At 67.2% G+C, this 15,317-nt stretch carries 13 protein-coding genes; 3 read left to right on the top strand and 10 right to left on the bottom strand.

The window, feature by feature from the left end; genetic code table 11:
* Positions 1-3: 3 nt before the first annotated feature.
* Entirely contained in the window at positions 4-936 is a 933-nt protein-coding gene (locus tag C1925_RS03740; RefSeq protein WP_108767760.1) for an alpha/beta hydrolase, read from the bottom strand.
* A 204-nt stretch (positions 937-1,140) separates the two neighbouring features.
* Between C1925_RS03740 and metF the strand changes: the two genes are divergently transcribed.
* Positions 1,141-1,968 carry a methylenetetrahydrofolate reductase [NAD(P)H] gene (gene metF / locus C1925_RS03735; protein WP_108767759.1) on the top strand — a complete coding sequence of 276 codons (828 nt, stop codon included), beginning with the start codon at positions 1,141-1,143 and terminating at the stop codon, positions 1,966-1,968.
* Positions 1,969-2,008: 40 nt separating this feature from the next.
* The gene (locus C1925_RS03730; protein ID WP_108767758.1) at positions 2,009-2,590 is read left to right on the top strand and encodes a DUF4124 domain-containing protein; all 582 of its coding nucleotides are present in this window, start codon (positions 2,009-2,011) and stop codon (positions 2,588-2,590) included.
* 95 nt (positions 2,591-2,685) lie between these two features.
* Here the strand turns inward: C1925_RS03730 and C1925_RS03725 are convergent, their stop codons facing one another.
* The 3 genes from C1925_RS03725 to C1925_RS03715 form a co-directional block, all read right to left on the bottom strand.
* Positions 2,686-3,642, bottom strand: coding sequence for a Nudix family hydrolase (locus C1925_RS03725; protein WP_108770610.1), 957 nt, complete (start codon positions 3,640-3,642; stop codon positions 2,686-2,688).
* 111 nt (positions 3,643-3,753) lie between these two features.
* Positions 3,754-6,486: a preprotein translocase subunit SecA gene (gene secA, locus C1925_RS03720; RefSeq protein WP_108767757.1), complete on the bottom strand. Its 2,733-nt coding sequence runs from the start codon at positions 6,484-6,486 to the stop codon at positions 3,754-3,756.
* Positions 6,487-6,715: 229 nt separating this feature from the next.
* On the bottom strand, positions 6,716-7,669 hold the full coding sequence (locus C1925_RS03715) for a M23 family metallopeptidase (RefSeq protein ID WP_108767756.1): 954 nt from the start codon (positions 7,667-7,669) through the stop codon (positions 6,716-6,718).
* Positions 7,670-7,681: 12 nt separating this feature from the next.
* Between C1925_RS03715 and C1925_RS03710 the strand changes: the two genes are divergently transcribed.
* A complete protein-coding gene (locus C1925_RS03710) occupies positions 7,682-8,131 on the top strand; it encodes a DUF721 domain-containing protein (protein ID WP_108767755.1) in 450 nt (149 codons plus the stop codon).
* Between the two features lie 282 nt (positions 8,132-8,413).
* Here C1925_RS03710 and lpxC read toward each other — a convergent pair whose 3' ends face one another.
* The 6 genes from lpxC to murC form a co-directional block, all read right to left on the bottom strand.
* The gene (gene lpxC, locus C1925_RS03705; RefSeq protein WP_079220636.1) at positions 8,414-9,325 is read right to left on the bottom strand and encodes a UDP-3-O-acyl-N-acetylglucosamine deacetylase; all 912 of its coding nucleotides are present in this window, start codon (positions 9,323-9,325) and stop codon (positions 8,414-8,416) included.
* A gap of 184 nt (positions 9,326-9,509) precedes the next feature.
* Positions 9,510-10,745: a cell division protein FtsZ gene (ftsZ, locus tag C1925_RS03700; RefSeq protein ID WP_079220635.1), complete on the bottom strand. Its 1,236-nt coding sequence runs from the start codon at positions 10,743-10,745 to the stop codon at positions 9,510-9,512.
* Between the two features lie 161 nt (positions 10,746-10,906).
* Positions 10,907-12,142, bottom strand: a complete 1,236-nt coding sequence (gene ftsA, locus C1925_RS03695) for a cell division protein FtsA (RefSeq protein ID WP_079220634.1) — start codon at positions 12,140-12,142, stop codon at positions 10,907-10,909.
* Positions 12,139-12,888 (bottom strand): cell division protein FtsQ/DivIB, encoded by a 750-nt coding sequence (locus tag C1925_RS03690; protein ID WP_108767754.1) that lies wholly within the window; start codon positions 12,886-12,888, stop codon positions 12,139-12,141. The genes ftsA and C1925_RS03690 overlap by 4 nt, the downstream gene beginning before the upstream one ends.
* Positions 12,885-13,847 (bottom strand): D-alanine--D-alanine ligase, encoded by a 963-nt coding sequence (locus tag C1925_RS03685; protein ID WP_108767753.1) that lies wholly within the window; start codon positions 13,845-13,847, stop codon positions 12,885-12,887. Before C1925_RS03685 ends, C1925_RS03690 begins: the two co-directional genes overlap by 4 nt.
* Positions 13,844-15,280 (bottom strand): UDP-N-acetylmuramate--L-alanine ligase, encoded by a 1,437-nt coding sequence (gene murC, locus C1925_RS03680; RefSeq protein ID WP_108767752.1) that lies wholly within the window; start codon positions 15,278-15,280, stop codon positions 13,844-13,846. The genes C1925_RS03685 and murC overlap by 4 nt, the downstream gene beginning before the upstream one ends.
* Between the last annotated feature and the right edge of the window lie 37 nt (positions 15,281-15,317).

Genomic DNA, 15,317 nt, shown 5'->3' with positions numbered 1-15,317 from the left:
GGATCAGCGGTGGCTGTCCAGGAATGCCTGCACCTGACCACGCAGCCACTGCGGATCATCCCACATCAGGAAGTGGTGGCCGGTCGCGCTCAGTTCGATGCGCACGCCGGGCAGCGCGGCGTACTGCGACTGGAAGATCGCACGCGCCGATGCTTCGGTCGCACCCATTGCCTGGTAGGACGCCCAGGCGCCGAGGACCAGCGTGGGCGAACGGATGCCGGCCACTTCGCCGCGCAGGTCGGTCACCAGCAGCGAGTACATCGCATCGGCGGTGGTGGCGCGATCGCTGTCACGGCCCCAGCGCTTCAGTTCGGGCAGGCGCGCGGTGCTGTTGGTCAGCGGGGCCAGCGCCGCTTCGGCCTGCGCCTGGTAGCTGGCCGGGTCCGCGGCCAGCATCGCCGTGCGCATCTGCTCGGCCATCGGCTGCACGCTCCGTGCCGTCGCCTGCGGGTTCTGCATGCCGGCATAGAACGGCAACGAATCGACGATGACCAGCGGCCCCAGTGCGTCCGGTTCCTTCACCGCCATCTGCAGGGTCAGCACGCCGCCCAGGCTGTGGCCGATCACCGCCGGATGATCCAGTTTCTGGTCGTGCACGTAGGCCAGCAGCTGGTCGCGCATGGCCGACAGGAAATCGGCCGGTCGCGGGTCGGCGGCGCGGGCGCCGGCAAAGCCCGGCAGCTGCACCAGGTGGCACTGCACGTCCTTCAGCGCCCGACAGGTCTCGTGCCAGACCTCGGCGCTGCTGTTCAGGCCGGGGATCATCAGCAGCGGGCGGCCATGGCCGACCACTTCCACCTGCACCTTACCGGTGCCAGCCGGGGCCGCCCCGGCGGCATGGGCAGCGCCCGAGCCGAGCACGGCCATCGCCATGCCCAGCATCGCCAGCCGGGCCAGGGCCTTCATCGCGTAGTACATCGCCAGCATCATCTTCATCGCGTACTCCTTGCAGGGACGGGTGCGTGGGGGGATGCGGCCAGCCTGGCCGCCGTGGCTGCCGGCGTGTTGCAGTAGCGGAGCAACGGCCGTGCGCCCGGGTGAACGGTCGCCCGGGGCGGACCGGTTATTCACGTCGCGCAGCTTCACATCCATCTTGATGGAGAGATATACTCAACCGCACCCGCCGCCACCGCCCGTGCCATGACCGCCATCAGCTTCGAGTTCTACCCGCCCAAGACCGATGAGCAGCGTGGCCAGCTGGACCGTGCCGCCGCCCGGCTGAAGGCGTATGCCCCCGAGTACGTGTCCTGTACGTTCGGTGCCGGTGGCTCGACCCTCAGCTACACCTCCGAGACGGTGCGCCATCTCAACCAGCACCACGGCCTGGACGCTGCGCCGCACCTGTCCTGCGTCGGCGGCACCCGCCAGGAGATCCGCGAGCTGCTCAAGCTGTACCGCGCCATCGGCTGCCGGCGCCTGGTCGCGCTGCGCGGTGACCTGCCCTCGGGCATGGGCTTCCCCGGCGACATGCGCTATGCGTCCGAACTGATCGCCTTCATCCGCGCCGAACACGGCGATGCCTTCCGCATCGAAGTGGGCGCTTACCCGGAAACCCATCCGCAGGCACCGGACGCACTGACCGACCTGAAGCACTTCAAGGCCAAGGTCGATGCCGGTGCCGATGCGGCCATCACCCAGTACTTCTACAACGCCGACGCGTATTTCCACTTCGTCGATGAGGTGCAGCGGCTGGGCGTGCAGGTGCCGATCACCCCCGGCATCATGCCGATCGCCAACTTCAGCCAGCTGCGGCGTTTCTCCGAGCAGTGCGGTGCCGAGATCCCGCGCTGGATCAGCCGCAAGATGCTGGCCTATGGCGATGACAGTGAGTCGGTGCGCGCGTTTGGTGCTGAAGTCGTGGCCAAGCTGTGCCAGCGGCTGGTCGCAGGCGGCGCACCCGGCCTGCACTTCTACACGCTGAACCTGGCCAAGCCGACGGTGTCGGTGCTGAAGCTGCTGAACGGCTGAAAGCGCACTGTGTTGTCGCGTTCAACGCTACCCTGTGGCGATGAAAGCCGTCCTGTCCCTGCTGCTGGTGCTGTTGTCCGCGGCCAGCATCGACGCCCACGCCCAATCCACGCGCTTGAACCGCTGCACCGATGCGCAGGGCCAGAGCGTCTATACCGACCGTCCCTGTGACAGCGTGGGCGCGCAGTCGCGGCGCCCGCCGCCGCCACCGGCCGGCAGCACCCTGCAGCGCGACAGCCTGGGCGCCAGCTGCCCTCGCCGCCTGAGCGAGCTGGTGCAGGCCCTGCACGATGCGGTGAACACCCAGGACGTCAACCGGCTGTCCACGCTGTACCTGTGGAGCGCGGTGTCCGATGCCGGTGCGCAGCGCATCCTCGGCCAGCTGGAATCGGTGGTGCGGCGGCCGCTGGTGGACGTGGTGCCGGTGTATCCGCAGCAGGATGATGAGGTGCAGCCGGATGAGGGTCAGAGCCCTGCTGCGCAGGGATCCGACCCCGGGACGCCGGTGGCACGCCACCCCGTGGGCCTGCGCCTGGAACAGACCCTGCCGGGCAGTGCGGCGCGCGCCGCGACGGTGCTGGGGCTGCGGCGGCAGTACGGGTGTTTCTGGATCACGTTGTAAGGCCGCATCCACGCATGGCGTGGATCTACTGACAGCGGGCGGCCGACCCTGTGGTAGCGCCGGGCCATGCCCGGCGGAAGGCCAGAAGCACCGCGCTACCCGCCCGGCCACAGGCCGCGGATCGCGGCGATGCCCTGGCCGCCGTGGCGACGGGCCTGGCTGACGTGGCCGGCATCCAGACCGCCCAGCGCGTAGATCGGCAGCGACACCTGCGCGCGCAGCGCGGCGAACGCCTCCCAGCCCAACGGCGTGGCATCGGGGTGGCTGGCGGTGGCCTGCACCGGGCCAAGCACGGCGAAATCGCAGCCCAGCCGCTGCGCAGCCTGCAGCTGTGCAAGGTCGTGGCAGGAGGCAGCTACCAGCTGGCCGGCCGGCAATGGACGTTCCTGCAGGGCCAGCAGCTGTTCGCTGCCCAGGTGCACGCCGACGCCCAGCGTGCGGGCAAGTTCGATATCGCGGTTGAGCAGCCACTGCACGCCCTGGCGGTGTGCCCGCAGGGCCTGTTCGATCAACGCCTGCCGCTGCGGGTGCGCGGCCGGCAGGCGCAGCTGGATGCGCTGCTGGCCCGCGGCCACCGCCTGCTGCAGCTGTTCCTGCCAGCGCAACGGCCCGTGCTCGCCATCCTCCGGCGCCGGGGTGATCAGGTAACGGTCCGGTTGGCGCAGCGCGGCCACCACGGGCAGGTCGGCCGGCGGCATCGAATAGCGGCCCAGCTTGTCCGGTGCCACCCAGGTGATGGCCTGGCCCTCGCGCCCGCGCGGGGTGCCCTTCCAGCTGCGGATGTGCCGCACGTCCAGGGTCAGGTGCTTGTCCGGGTAGTGCTGCGGCACGTCCATGATCCACTCGCCGATCTCGGCCTCGATGCCGAGCTCCTCGCGCAGTTCACGCACCAGCGCCTGTTCGGACGTCTCGCCGGCCTCGCGCTTGCCGCCCGGGAATTCCCACAGGCCGGCCATGTCGCGGTTCTCGGTACGGCGGTTGAGCAGGATGCGGCCACGGGCGTCGGTGATGACGCCGGCCACGACATGGATCGATCGTTTCGGGGAAGGCATGGGTGCAGGATGCCGAATCGGCAGGGCGCCGCGCAATGCCGGGCTCCGGCCCGGCACGGCCATCGCCCCGGCCATAACGAAGAAGCCCCGCTTTCGCGGGGCTTCCTGGGGTCAGCTCAGCTGGCCGTGGCAGTGCTTGTACTTCTTGCCACTGCCGCAGGGGCACGGATCGTTGCGGCCGATCTTCGGCTCGTCACGCTGCAGCGGGTTTATCCCCTGCTGCGCGGCTTCCACCTGTGCCGCTTCCTCGTCGGCGCTGTAGCTGCCGGCGTCCTGGTGCTGGAACTGCGACTGGCTCAGGCGGGCTTCCACCTGCTGCCGTTCAGCGGCTTCCAGCGCCTGCACTTCCTCGTCGCTGCGGATGCGCACGCGGGCCAGCAGGGTCACCACTTCGCGCTTGACGTTCTCCAGCATGTCCGAGAACAGCTCGAAGGCTTCCTTCTTGTACTCCTGCTTCGGCTGCTTCTGCGCGTAACCACGCAGGTAGATGCCCTGGCGCAGGTAGTCCATGCGGGCCAGGTGTTCCTTCCAGCTCTGGTCGAGCACGGTCAGCATCACGTGCTTTTCCAGCGCACGCATGGTTTCCTCGCCCACGCCGGCTTCCTTCTCGGCGAAGTGCTGGTTGACGCGCTCCAGCACCTTGGCAGCGATGCCTTCGGCGTCCAGTTCCTCGTGCGACTTGACCATGTCCACCAGCGACATCTGCAGGCCGAAGTCCGATTCCAGGGTCGCTTCCAGGCCACGCAGGTCCCACTGCTCGTCCACCGAGTTCGGCGGCACGAAGCGGGCGACGACATCGAAGATCACGTCGTCGCGGATGCCATCGACGTTGTCCTTCACCGATTCGGCGTCCAGCAGTTCATCACGCTGGGCGTAGATCACCTTGCGCTGGTCGTTGTTGACGTCGTCGAAGTCCAGCAGGTTCTTGCGGATGTCGAAGTTGTGGGCCTCGACCTTGCGCTGCGCCTTTTCGATCTGGCGGCTGACCAGGCGGTCCTCGATGACGTCGTCTTCCTTCATGCCCATCATGCGCATGGCCTTCTGCACCCAGTCGGAGGCGAAGATGCGCATCAGGTTGTCTTCCAGCGACAGGTAGAAGCGGGACGAACCCGGGTCACCCTGGCGGCCCGAACGGCCACGCAGCTGGTTGTCGATACGACGCGATTCGTGGCGCTCGGTGCCGACGATGTGCAGGCCGCCGGCGGCCTTCACCGCGTCATGGCGCTTCTGCCATTCGGCCTTGACCGCAGCCTTCTGCTCGTCGGTCGCGCCCTCGCCCAGTTCGTGGATTTCCGCTTCCAGCGAACCGCCCAGCACGATGTCGGTACCACGGCCGGCCATGTTGGTGGCGATGGTCACCGCGGCCGGACGACCGGCGTTGGCGACGATGGTCGCTTCGCGGTCGTGCTGCTTGGCGTTGAGCACTTCGTGCTTCACGCCGGCCTTGCTCAGGTGCTCGGACAGCATTTCCGAGGTTTCGATCGAGGTGGTACCCACCAGCACCGGCTGGCCGCGCTTGGCGCACTCTTCGATGTCGGCCAGCACCGCATTGAACTTGCCCTTGCGGTTGAGGAACACCTGGTCCGGGCTGTCCTTGCGGATGGTCGGGCGGTTGGTCGGGATGACCACCACTTCCAGGCCATAGATGCTCTGGAATTCAAACGCTTCGGTATCGGCCGTACCGGTCATGCCGGACAGCTTCTTGTACATGCGGAACAGGTTCTGGAAGGTGATGCTTGCCAGCGTCTGGTTCTCGCGCTGGACCGGCACGCCTTCCTTCGCTTCCACGGCCTGGTGCAGGCCGTCGGACCAGCGGCGGCCGGACAGGGTACGGCCGGTGAATTCGTCGACGATGACCACTTCGCCGTCGCGCACGATGTAATCCACGTCACGCTGGTAGATGGCGTGCGCGCGCAGGGCGGCGTTGAGGTGGTGGACCACGGTCAGGTTCTGCGGCGCGTACAGGCCTTCGGTCTCGCCGTCGAGGATGCCGGCTTCCACCAGCAGCTGCTCGGCGTGCTCCATGCCCGCTTCGGACAGGTGCACCTGCTTGCCCTTCTCGTCGACCCAGAAGTCGCCCTCGCCGTCTTCCGCTTCCTGCTTGACCAGGTTCGGCACGACGCGGTTGACGCGGATGTACAGCTCCGGGGAATCGTCGGCCGGACCGGAGATGATCAGCGGGGTACGCGCTTCGTCGATCAGGATGGAGTCGACTTCGTCGACGATGGCGTAGTGCAGGCCGCGCTGGTAGCGGTCAGCCTTGGACAGCGCCATGTTGTCGCGCAGGTAGTCGAAACCGAACTCGTTGTTGGTGCCGTAGGTGATGTCCGAGGCATACGCTTCGCGCTTGTCGCTGTGCGGCATGCCCGGGTAGACCACGCCCACGCTCAGGCCCAGCCAGTTGTACAGCTTGCCCATCTGGGCGGCGTCGCGGCGGGCCAGGTAGTCGTTCACCGTGACCACGTGCACGCCCTTGCCTTCCAGCGCGTTGAGGTACACCGGCAGGGTCGCGACCAGGGTCTTGCCTTCACCGGTGCGCATTTCTGCGATCTTGCCCAGGTGAAGCACCATGCCGCCGATCAGCTGCACGTCGTAGTGGCGCATGCCCAGCACGCGGCGGCCGGCTTCGCGGCAGACCGCGAACGCTTCCGGCAACACCTTGTCCAGGGCTTCACCACCAGCGATGCGCTGCTTGAACTCCGGCGTCTTGGCCTGCAGCTGCTCGTCGGAAAGCTTCTCGATCTCCGGCTCCAGCGCATTGATCTTGGCGACGATGCGGTTGAGCTGGCGCAGCTGTCGTTCATTACGACTGCCAAATACGCGGGTAAGCAGGCTGTTGATCATTGAAGGAACCGGGTTGGATGGACACAGCGGCCCGGTCTTCCCCCTGGGGATCCGTCCGCCGCAAACGAAACAGGGCGCCTGGCGCCCTGTCGATGGCAACACCCATTGTAGCTTGGGACGGGCATGAGGGGTTTCAACCCCGAGAGGGTAGTGCCGGCCGCTGGCCGGCAACCTCTTTCTGTCGCCTCAAGGGTTTGCCGGCCAGCGGCCGGCACTACCCAAAGCGGGTTCAACCGCGGCTGATGCGGCCGACCGGGGTGTTGCCGCCGTCGCCGAGGAACTTGCGCGGGTTGACCACGTTGCCGTTTTCCCAGACCTCGAAGTGCACGTGGGCACCGGTCGAGCGGCCGGTGGAACCGGCCTTGGCCACTTCCTGGCCGGCACGGACCAGGTCGCCGACCTTCACCACCAGGCGCGAATTGTGCGCATAGCGGGTGACGTAGCCGTTGCCATGGTCGACGTCGACCACGTTGCCGTAGCCGCCCTTCACGCCGGAGAAGCTGACCACGCCATCGGCGACGGACATCACCGGGTCGCCCACCTTGGCGTGGAAGTCCATGCCCTTGTGGGTGGCGGCACCGCGGCCGAACGGGTCGGCACGGGTGCCGAAGCCGGAGGTCACGTAGCTGTTGCGGATCGGCATGCGCGAGGGCACGGCGTTCTGCTGCAGCTGGTGGTCGAACATCAGCGATTCCATCACCGATAACTGGCGGCCTGAAGCAGCGAAGCGCTGCTCCAGCACCTGTAAGTCGGCGTTGACGTCCTTGACCGGAATGTCCGAGGTCGGGCCGCCGGCATCGCCGTCACCCAGGCCGGGGGTCTCGTTGAAGTCGAACTCGCCGTCTTCCAGCTTGCCCATCTGGGTCAGGCGCTCGCCGAGGGCGTTCAGGCGGGTGGCCTGTGCCTGCAGCTCGCCCAGGCGGGCGGCCAAGGCGTTGACCTGGGTCTGCGCATCGCGCTGGACCTTGGCCAGTTCAGCTTCCTGGCGGTCGACCTTGGCCTGCAGGCGCGAATCATTGAGCGCGCTGGCGCCAATGCCGCCGGCAAGGCCGATAATGCAGCCTACCCCGAGCACGCTGCCCAGCAGGGCACGGGGGCGGTCCTCGAAATAGAACCGCAGACGCGCGATCGGCGATTTGGCCTGCCCTTCACGCGTTTTGATTACGATCTTTTTGAATGCCATCAGTGAGTTTTCATGTCTGAGCCGAAATCCAGCGTTCGTCCCGCGTCCAGGCCGAAACCGGCACTGGATGCAGTGATGGCGGACAAAAGCGGGAACCCTCTGCGTCGTGCCTTGTGGCTCGATGCGCTGGACCGTCAATTGCGCCCCCAGTTACCGCCCGCGTTGCGCAACCGTTGCCGGCTGGCCAATGTGGACGGGGAACACCTCGTTTTTCTCGTCGAATCACCGGTCTGGCATGCCAAGTTGCGGCTTGCCGAAGCCCAGTTGCTCGACGCGGCCCGGTCCATCGGGCTGAAGGCCACCAAAGTGACCATCAAGACTGCGTCTCCCACTCCCACGCGCTCCCCAGCGCACGACAACCGGAATGGCCCCCACGCAGTTTCAGCCGCCACGCACAAAGGGCTACGCGACGCCTTGGCGGCCCTGCAGGATGCCCCGGTCAAACCGAAGCAAGGGTCCTGAGGACAACGGAGCTTCCTGTTCTGATCCCCGTCAATGACGCATCACCGCTGCGTGAAATGTTCGGGGGCCGGGTCGCATCCTAGCCGTCCCGGGTGGTCGAGTCGTTAGATTGTTGTTAAATAATCGTTATATTCAGGCTTCAAAGCGGTCAGGTTCACAAAACCGTGACCCGCAGCCGACCGTCGCTTTACGCGCTGCGCCATTCAGCCAGCCGCGCCCGGAAACGACAACGCCGCCCTGGAAGGCGGCGTTTTCTTCTTGTATTTCAAAAACCTGGACTAATCAGGCGTAGGCCGGCACGGCGTACACCACCGGATCTTCGGCGGTCGGCGACTCGTAGGTCACCCATTCCCAGGCGGTGGCATCGGCCATCAGCGCCCGCACCAGCTTGTTGTTGAGTGCGTGGCCGGACTTGAAGCCCTCGTAGGCGCCCAGCACCTGGCCACCGGCCAGATAGAGGTCACCGATCGCATCGAGGATCTTGTGGCGCACGAATTCGTCGGCGTAGCGCAGGCCGTCTTCGTTGAGCACGCGGAACTCGTCCAGCACGATGGCGTTGTCCATCGAACCGCCCAGGCCCAGGTTGCGCTCGCGCATGTACTCCAGGTCGCGCATGAAGCCGAAGGTGCGTGCGCGGGAGATTTCCTTGGTGTAGGCCATCGTCGAGAACTCGATTTCCTGGCGCGACTGCTTGGCCGGGATCATCGGGTGGTCGAACTGGATGGTGAAGCCCAGCTTGTAGCCCTCATAGGGGGTGAAGCGGGCAACCTTGTCGCCCTCGGTCACTTCCACGGTCTTCAGCACGCGGATGAAGCGCTTGGGCGCGTCCTGTTCCACGATGCCCGCCGACTGCAGCAGGAACACGAACGGGCCGGACGAACCGTCCATGATCGGCAGCTCGGCCGAGGACAGTTCGACGATGATGTTGTCCACACCCAGGCCGGCCAGTGCCGACATCAGGTGTTCGACGGTCTGGATCTTGGCGTCGTTGCAGGTCAGGCCGGTGCACAGGGTCACTTCGGTGACCAGTTCGGCCTTGGCCGGCACTTCCACCACCGGGTCCAGGTCCACGCGCCGGAACACGATGCCATGGTTGACCGGTGCCGGGCGCAGGGTCATGTAGACCTTGTCACCGCTGTGCAGGCCAACGCCGGTGGCGCGGATCGTGTTCTTGAGGGTGCGTTGCTGGATCATGGGGGGAGACCGGAAGTGACACGCTAGATTAACACGCACGTCCCCATACCCCGGCTGAAACACCCTTGGAGGCTGCCGGTGGGACACGCGTGAAGCAAGGCGGCCGGGCCCATCCTGGCCCGGCGCCTGCATTTTCTGGACATGGTGGCGCAACCCGGGGGGGACAAGCCCCGGGCAGCTCCGCTTAGTCCGCCTGGCGGCGCAGGAAGGCCGGGATGTCCAGGTAGTCGTTCGGCAGTTCAGCCGATGCCGGGGCCGAAGAGGCCGGTGCCGACGGGGTCGACGCGGCCACGCTGTCGCTGCTGGCACGACGCAGGCCCAGGCCCATGCCGCCGACGGCCTTGGACACGGCGTCGCCACCGTTGTCGAAGTCGCCGAATTCCGGCTGGCCGGTGGTCGCGTTGCGCACCAGCTTGATCGGCGCGCGTTCGCCCGGACGCTGGCTCTTGCTGGCCGACACGCGGTTCAGGCCGGTGGCCACCACGGTCACGCGCACTTCGTCCTGCATGTCCGGGTCGAGCACGGTACCCACCACCACGGTGGCGTCTTCGGAAGCGAAGCCATCGATGGTGCGGCCGATTTCGTCGAACTCGGCCATGGTGAAGTCGGCACCGGCGGTGATGTTGACCAGGATGCCGTTGGCACCGGCCAGGTTCACGTCGTCCAGCAGCGGGTTCTGGATCGCGGCTTCGGCAGCGGCCTGGGCGCGGTCATCGCCACGTGCGGTGCCGGTACCCATCATCGCCAGGCCCATTTCGGACATGACGGTGCGCACGTCGGCGAAGTCGACGTTGATCAGGCCCGGACGCACGATCAGGTCGGCGATGCCCTGCACGGCGCCCTGCAGCACGTCGTTGGCGGCACGGAAGGCCTGGATCATGGTCGCGTTGCGACCCAGCACGGTGATCAGCTTCTCGTTGGGGATGGTGATCAGCGAGTCGCAGTGCTGGCTCAGCTCTTCGATGCCCTTCAGCGCGACCTGCATGCGGCGACGGCCTTCGAACGGGAACGGCTTGGTGACCACGGCCACGGTCAGGATGCCCATTTCCTTGGCCAGCTGTGCCACCACCGGTGCAGCGCCGGTGCCGGTGCCGCCGCCCATGCCGGCGGTGATGAACACCATGTCCGCGCCCTGCAGGGCGTCCATGATGCGCTCACGATCTTCCAGAGCAGCCTGGCGGCCGACTTCCGGGTTCGCGCCTGCGCCCAGGCCCTTGGTCACGTTGGTACCCAGCTGCAGCTGCAGCTTGGCACCGCAATTCTTGATGGCCTGCGAGTCGGTGTTGGCGGTGATGAATTCCACACCATCCACTGCCGAGTTGACCATGTGCGCCACGGCATTGCCGCCGCCGCCGCCCACGCCAACCACCTTGATCACCGCATTGGGTGCCATCTTTTCGATCAGTTCAAAATGCGCCATGTCCGTGTCCTCGTTGTATCCGCTTGTCGGTGGCATGGGCGTTCAGGCCTCCTGCCTTTTCGCGTCATGTTGCCGATGCGGCTGTGTGGGTTGTGTGTTGCGTTGTTGCGTCGTGTTGCCGGTAGTGCAACCGGGCGGACCCGGGTGATGCAGGTTCCGCGTCAGAATTCGCCGCGGAACCAGGTCTTGAGTTTCTTGAACATGCTGCCCGCGCGTCCGGTCGGCAGCGACGGCCGGCGCGGATGCTCGTTCTGGCTGCCCATCAGCAGCAGGCCCACGCCGGTGGCATGCACCGGGTTGCCGACCACTTCGCCGAGGCCGGTGACGTGCTGCGGGATGCCCACGCGCACCGGCATCTGCAGCATTTCCTCGGCCAGTTCGACCACGCCTTCCATCTTCGAGGCACCACCGGTCAACACCAGGCCGGCGCGCACCAGTTCCTCGAACCCGGAACGGCGCAGTTCGGCCTGCACCATCTCGAAGATCTCTTCGTAACGGCCCTGCACTGCCTGCGCCAGCGAATGGCGCGGCATGCGGCGCGGCGGACGGTCACCCACCGACGGCACCTGGATGCTTTCCTCGGCGGTGGCCAGCTGGGCCAGGGCGCAGGCGTAGCGCACCTTGATCTGCTCGGCTTCCGGGGTCGGCGTGCGCAGCATGTGCGCGATGTCGTTGGTCACGTGGTCGCCGGCGATCGGCAGCGAGGCGGTGTGGCAGATCGCCCCCTGCACGAACACGGCGATGTCGGTGGTGCCGGCGCCCATGTCGACCAGCACCACGCCCAGTTCCTTTTCGTCGGCGGTCAGCACCGCCACGCTGGAGGCCAGCGAGGACAGCACCAGGTCGTCCACCTGCAGGCCGCAGCGCTGCACGCACTTGCTGATGTTGGCCGCAGCGGACTGCGCGCAGACCACCAGGTGGGCATGCACTTCCAGGCGCACGCCGGTCATGCCGACCGGGTTGCGGATGCCTTCCTGCGAATCGTCCAGCACGTACTCGCGCGGGATCGCATGCAGGATCTTCTGGTCAGCCGGGATCGCCACCGCCTTGGCCGCATCCAGCACGCGATCCAGGTCACCCCAGGTCACTTCGCCGTCGCGGATCGGCACGATGCCGGGCGAGTTCTTGCACTGCACGTGGTTGCCGGAAATGGAGGCGTACACCGAGCGGATCTCGCAGCCGGCCATCAGCTCGGCTTCTTCCACCGCACGCTGGATCGACTGCACGGTCGATTCGATGTCCACCACCACGCCGCGCTTGAGGCCGCGCGATTCGTGCGAGCCGATGCCGATCACTTCGATCGGGTTGCCCGGCGAATACTCGCCCACCAGCGCCACCACCTTGGAGGTGCCGATATCCAGGCCGACGATCAGCGATTTGTCACCCTTGCGATTCATGTCCTTTCCTGCGTTCGTCTGGCCGGGGTCGCGGGTGCGCCGGCCGGCGTGGCCGGCGTTCCCCAGCTCAGGGTGAAACCATTGGTGTATCGGAGGTCGGCGCGCTCGATCGGCGCAGCCTGGTTGGCCAGCTGCGGCAGCACGCGCACGAAGCGCTGCAGGCGCGAGCGGGCATCGTCACGGCCGACCACGACTTCGGTGCCATTGCTCAACAGCAGCGACCAGCTGCCGCGCGCATCCATGGTCAGGCGGCGCACGTCCACACCGGCCGGTGCGAACAGCGCGCGCGCATCGTTGTACAGCTTCACCACTTCTTCGGTCTGGCTGTCCGGGCCGTCCAGCTCGGGCAGCTGCAGGTCGGCCAGCTTCTTCGGCGTGGGGAACAGCTTGCCCTGCTCGGAGAGCAGGCGGCCTTCGCCCCAGCGCGCGAACGGCTTGTGCTCGACCAGGGTCACTTCCAGCACGTCCGGCCACTGCTTGCGCACCTGTGCGCTTTCCACCCACGGCAGCTTTTCCAGGGCGTCCTGCGCATCCTGCAGCTTGACCGCGAAGAAGCCCGCATGTGCGTACGGCAGCAGCACCTGCTGCAGCTGTTCCGGCGGCACCCGCTTGAACTCACCGTGCACGCGCAGCTTCGCCAGCGGCCAGCGCTCGGCGCCGACCCAGCCATTGACCACGGCCACCACCGGCAGTGCAACCACCGACAGGGCCAACAGCCAGACGAAGATGCGCAGCACCGCGTTCATGCGTGCGATGCCTCCAGGGTCTGTTCCAGCACGCGCCACACCAGTTCCTCGAAACCGATGCCGGCCTGCGCTGCCGCCTTGGGCACCAGCGAGTGGCTGGTCATGCCCGGCGCGGTGTTCACTTCCAGCAGGAAGAAGCGGCCGCTGGCGCGGTCACGCATCACGTCCACGCGGCCCCAGCCACGGCAGCCGGCGGCGCGGAACGCGGCCAGGGCGATGCGGCGGATGTCTTCTTCGTCTGCGCCGTCCAGGCCCGGGCACAGGTACTGGGTGTCCTCGGCGATGTACTTGGCGTTGTAGTCGTACCACTGGCCCTTGGGCACGATGCGGATCGACGGCAGCGCGACATCACCGAGGATGGCCACGGTCAGTTCGTCGCCCATCACCATCTGTTCCATCAGCAGCTGGCCGTCGTAGCGCGCGGCCAGGGCCACCGCTTCGTCCAGGCCGGCGTCGTCGGTCACCCGGCTGATGCCCACGCTGGAACCTTCGTTGGCCGGCTTGACCACCACCGGCAGGCCGAGCTCGGCCGCGTTTGCGTGCACGTTCTCCGCGGTCACCTTGCGGTACTGCGGGGTCGGCAGGCCCAGCGACAGCCACACCTGCTTGGTGCGGATCTTGTCCATGCTCAGCGCCGAGCCCAGCACGTCCGAACCGGTGTACGGCACGCCGAAGGCGTCCATCAGGCCCTGCACGATGCCGTCCTCACCGCCACCGTTGTGGCCGTGCAGGATGTTGAACACGCGGTCGACGCCGCCGGCGGCCAGCGCCTTGGCCAGCGCCGGAATGCCATCCACGGCGAACGCATCGACGCCGCGCGACTGCAGGGCTTCGAGCACATTGCGGCCCGAATCCAGCGACACCTCGCGTTCGCTGGAGCTGCCGCCGAGCAGCACCGCGACGCGGCCGAACACGGCCGGGTCGGTGGCGCGCAGCGACGGGAAGGTCAGCGTGCTCACCCCTGGCCCTCCGCCTTGAAACCTTCCACGGCGATATGGCTGGCGACGGCGCCGATGTCACCCGCGCCCATCATCAGCAGCAGGTCACCGTCCTGCAGCACGTCCGGCAGCACGCTGGCCAGCTCGGCGGCCTTGCCCACCACCACCGGCTCGCTGCGGCCGCGCGCGCGGATGGCGCGGGCCAGTGCATGCGAATCGGCACCGGCAATCGGCTCCTCACCGGCCGGGTAGACCTCGCTCAGCACCAGCGCATCGACGCTGGACAGCACCGCAGCGAACTTGTCGAACTGGTCGCGGGTACGGCTGTAGCGGTGCGGCTGGAACGCCACCACCAGACGCTTGTCGGCCCAGCCACCGCGCGCGGCTGCGAACACCGCTTCCAGCTCGCTCGGGTGATGGCCGTAGTCGTCGATGATGCGCACCTTGGCGCCACTGGCGGTGGTCACTTCGCCCAGGTCGTTGAAGCGACGGCCGACGCCGGCGAAGCTTTCCAGTGCACGCGCGATCGCGTCCGGGGCCACGCCCAGCTGCCAGCCCACCGCCGCGGCGGCCAGCGCGTTCAGCACGTTGTGCTTGCCCGGCAGGGCCAGCACCACTTCCTGGCTGGTGCCCTGCGGCAGGCGCAGGGTGAAGCGCATGCGCGACCCTTCCTGCACCACGTTCTCGGCGCGCACGTCGGCCTGCGGGCTCATGCCGTAGCTCATCACGTGGCGCGGGGTCTTGGCGGCCAGCGCGGCCACTTCCGGGTCGTCGATGCACAGCACGGCCAGGCCGTAGAACGGCAGGCGCTGCAGGAACTCGGCGAACGCCGCCTGCACACGGGCAAAGTCGTTGCCGTAGTTTTCCAGGTGGTCGGCATCGATGTTCGTGATGATCGACATCAGCGGGTTCAGGCGCAGGAAGCTGCCGTCGCTTTCGTCGGCCTCGGCCACCAGCCACTGGCCACCGCCCAGCTTGGCGTTGGCACCGGCGGCCAGCAGCTGGCCACCGATCACGAACGTCGGGTCCAGGCCACCTTCGCTCAGCACCGCCGCGGTCAGGCTGGTGGTGGTGGTCTTGCCGTGCGTGCCGGCCACGGCGATGCCGCGGCGGAAGCGCATCAGCTCGGCCAGCATCGCCGCGCGCGGCATGATCGGAATGCGCTGGCTGCGCGCTTCCATCAGTTCCGGGTTGTCTTCGCGGATGGCGCTGGAGACCACCACGCAGTCGGTGCCCAGCACGTTGGCGGCCGAGTGGCCACGCATGATGCGTGCACCCAGGCCGGCCAGGCGGCGGGTGGCCGCGTTGTCGGCGTTGTCCGAACCGGACACTTCATAGCCCAGCGTCAGCATCACTTCGGCAATGCCGCTCATGCCGGTACCGCCGATGCCGACGAAATGCACGCGCGGGAACGCGCGCACCAGGTCGTTGGTGTCGTGCAGGCGGCGGATCATGCGCGGCCTCGCGCGTGGCAGGCGCAGTAGCGGGCCT

It is taken from the genome of Stenotrophomonas sp. SAU14A_NAIMI4_5 (assembly GCF_003086795.1).
Classification (GTDB): Bacteria; Pseudomonadota; Gammaproteobacteria; order Xanthomonadales; family Xanthomonadaceae; genus Stenotrophomonas.
Note: the sequence above shows the minus strand (reverse complement) of the source record. Positions and strands in the feature narration are given on the sequence as shown.

What these genes read in the sequence shown, in the direction of transcription:
- C1925_RS03740 (WP_108767760.1), bottom strand. Translation starts at nt 936, where the DNA reads ATGAAGATGATGCTGGCGATGTACTACGCGATGAAGGCCCTGGCCCGG.
- metF (WP_108767759.1), top strand. Translation starts at nt 1,141, where the DNA reads ATGACCGCCATCAGCTTCGAGTTCTACCCGCCCAAGACCGATGAGCAG.
- C1925_RS03730 (WP_108767758.1), top strand. Translation starts at nt 2,009, where the DNA reads ATGAAAGCCGTCCTGTCCCTGCTGCTGGTGCTGTTGTCCGCGGCCAGC.
- C1925_RS03725 (WP_108770610.1), bottom strand. Translation starts at nt 3,642, where the DNA reads ATGCCTTCCCCGAAACGATCGATCCATGTCGTGGCCGGCGTCATCACC.
- secA (WP_108767757.1), bottom strand. Translation starts at nt 6,486, where the DNA reads ATGATCAACAGCCTGCTTACCCGCGTATTTGGCAGTCGTAATGAACGA.
- C1925_RS03715 (WP_108767756.1), bottom strand. Translation starts at nt 7,669, where the DNA reads ATGGCATTCAAAAAGATCGTAATCAAAACGCGTGAAGGGCAGGCCAAA.
- C1925_RS03710 (WP_108767755.1), top strand. Translation starts at nt 7,682, where the DNA reads ATGTCTGAGCCGAAATCCAGCGTTCGTCCCGCGTCCAGGCCGAAACCG.
- lpxC (WP_079220636.1), bottom strand. Translation starts at nt 9,325, where the DNA reads ATGATCCAGCAACGCACCCTCAAGAACACGATCCGCGCCACCGGCGTT.
- ftsZ (WP_079220635.1), bottom strand. Translation starts at nt 10,745, where the DNA reads ATGGCGCATTTTGAACTGATCGAAAAGATGGCACCCAATGCGGTGATC.
- ftsA (WP_079220634.1), bottom strand. Translation starts at nt 12,142, where the DNA reads ATGAATCGCAAGGGTGACAAATCGCTGATCGTCGGCCTGGATATCGGC.
- C1925_RS03690 (WP_108767754.1), bottom strand. Translation starts at nt 12,888, where the DNA reads ATGAACGCGGTGCTGCGCATCTTCGTCTGGCTGTTGGCCCTGTCGGTG.
- murC (WP_108767752.1), bottom strand. Translation starts at nt 15,280, where the DNA reads ATGATCCGCCGCCTGCACGACACCAACGACCTGGTGCGCGCGTTCCCG.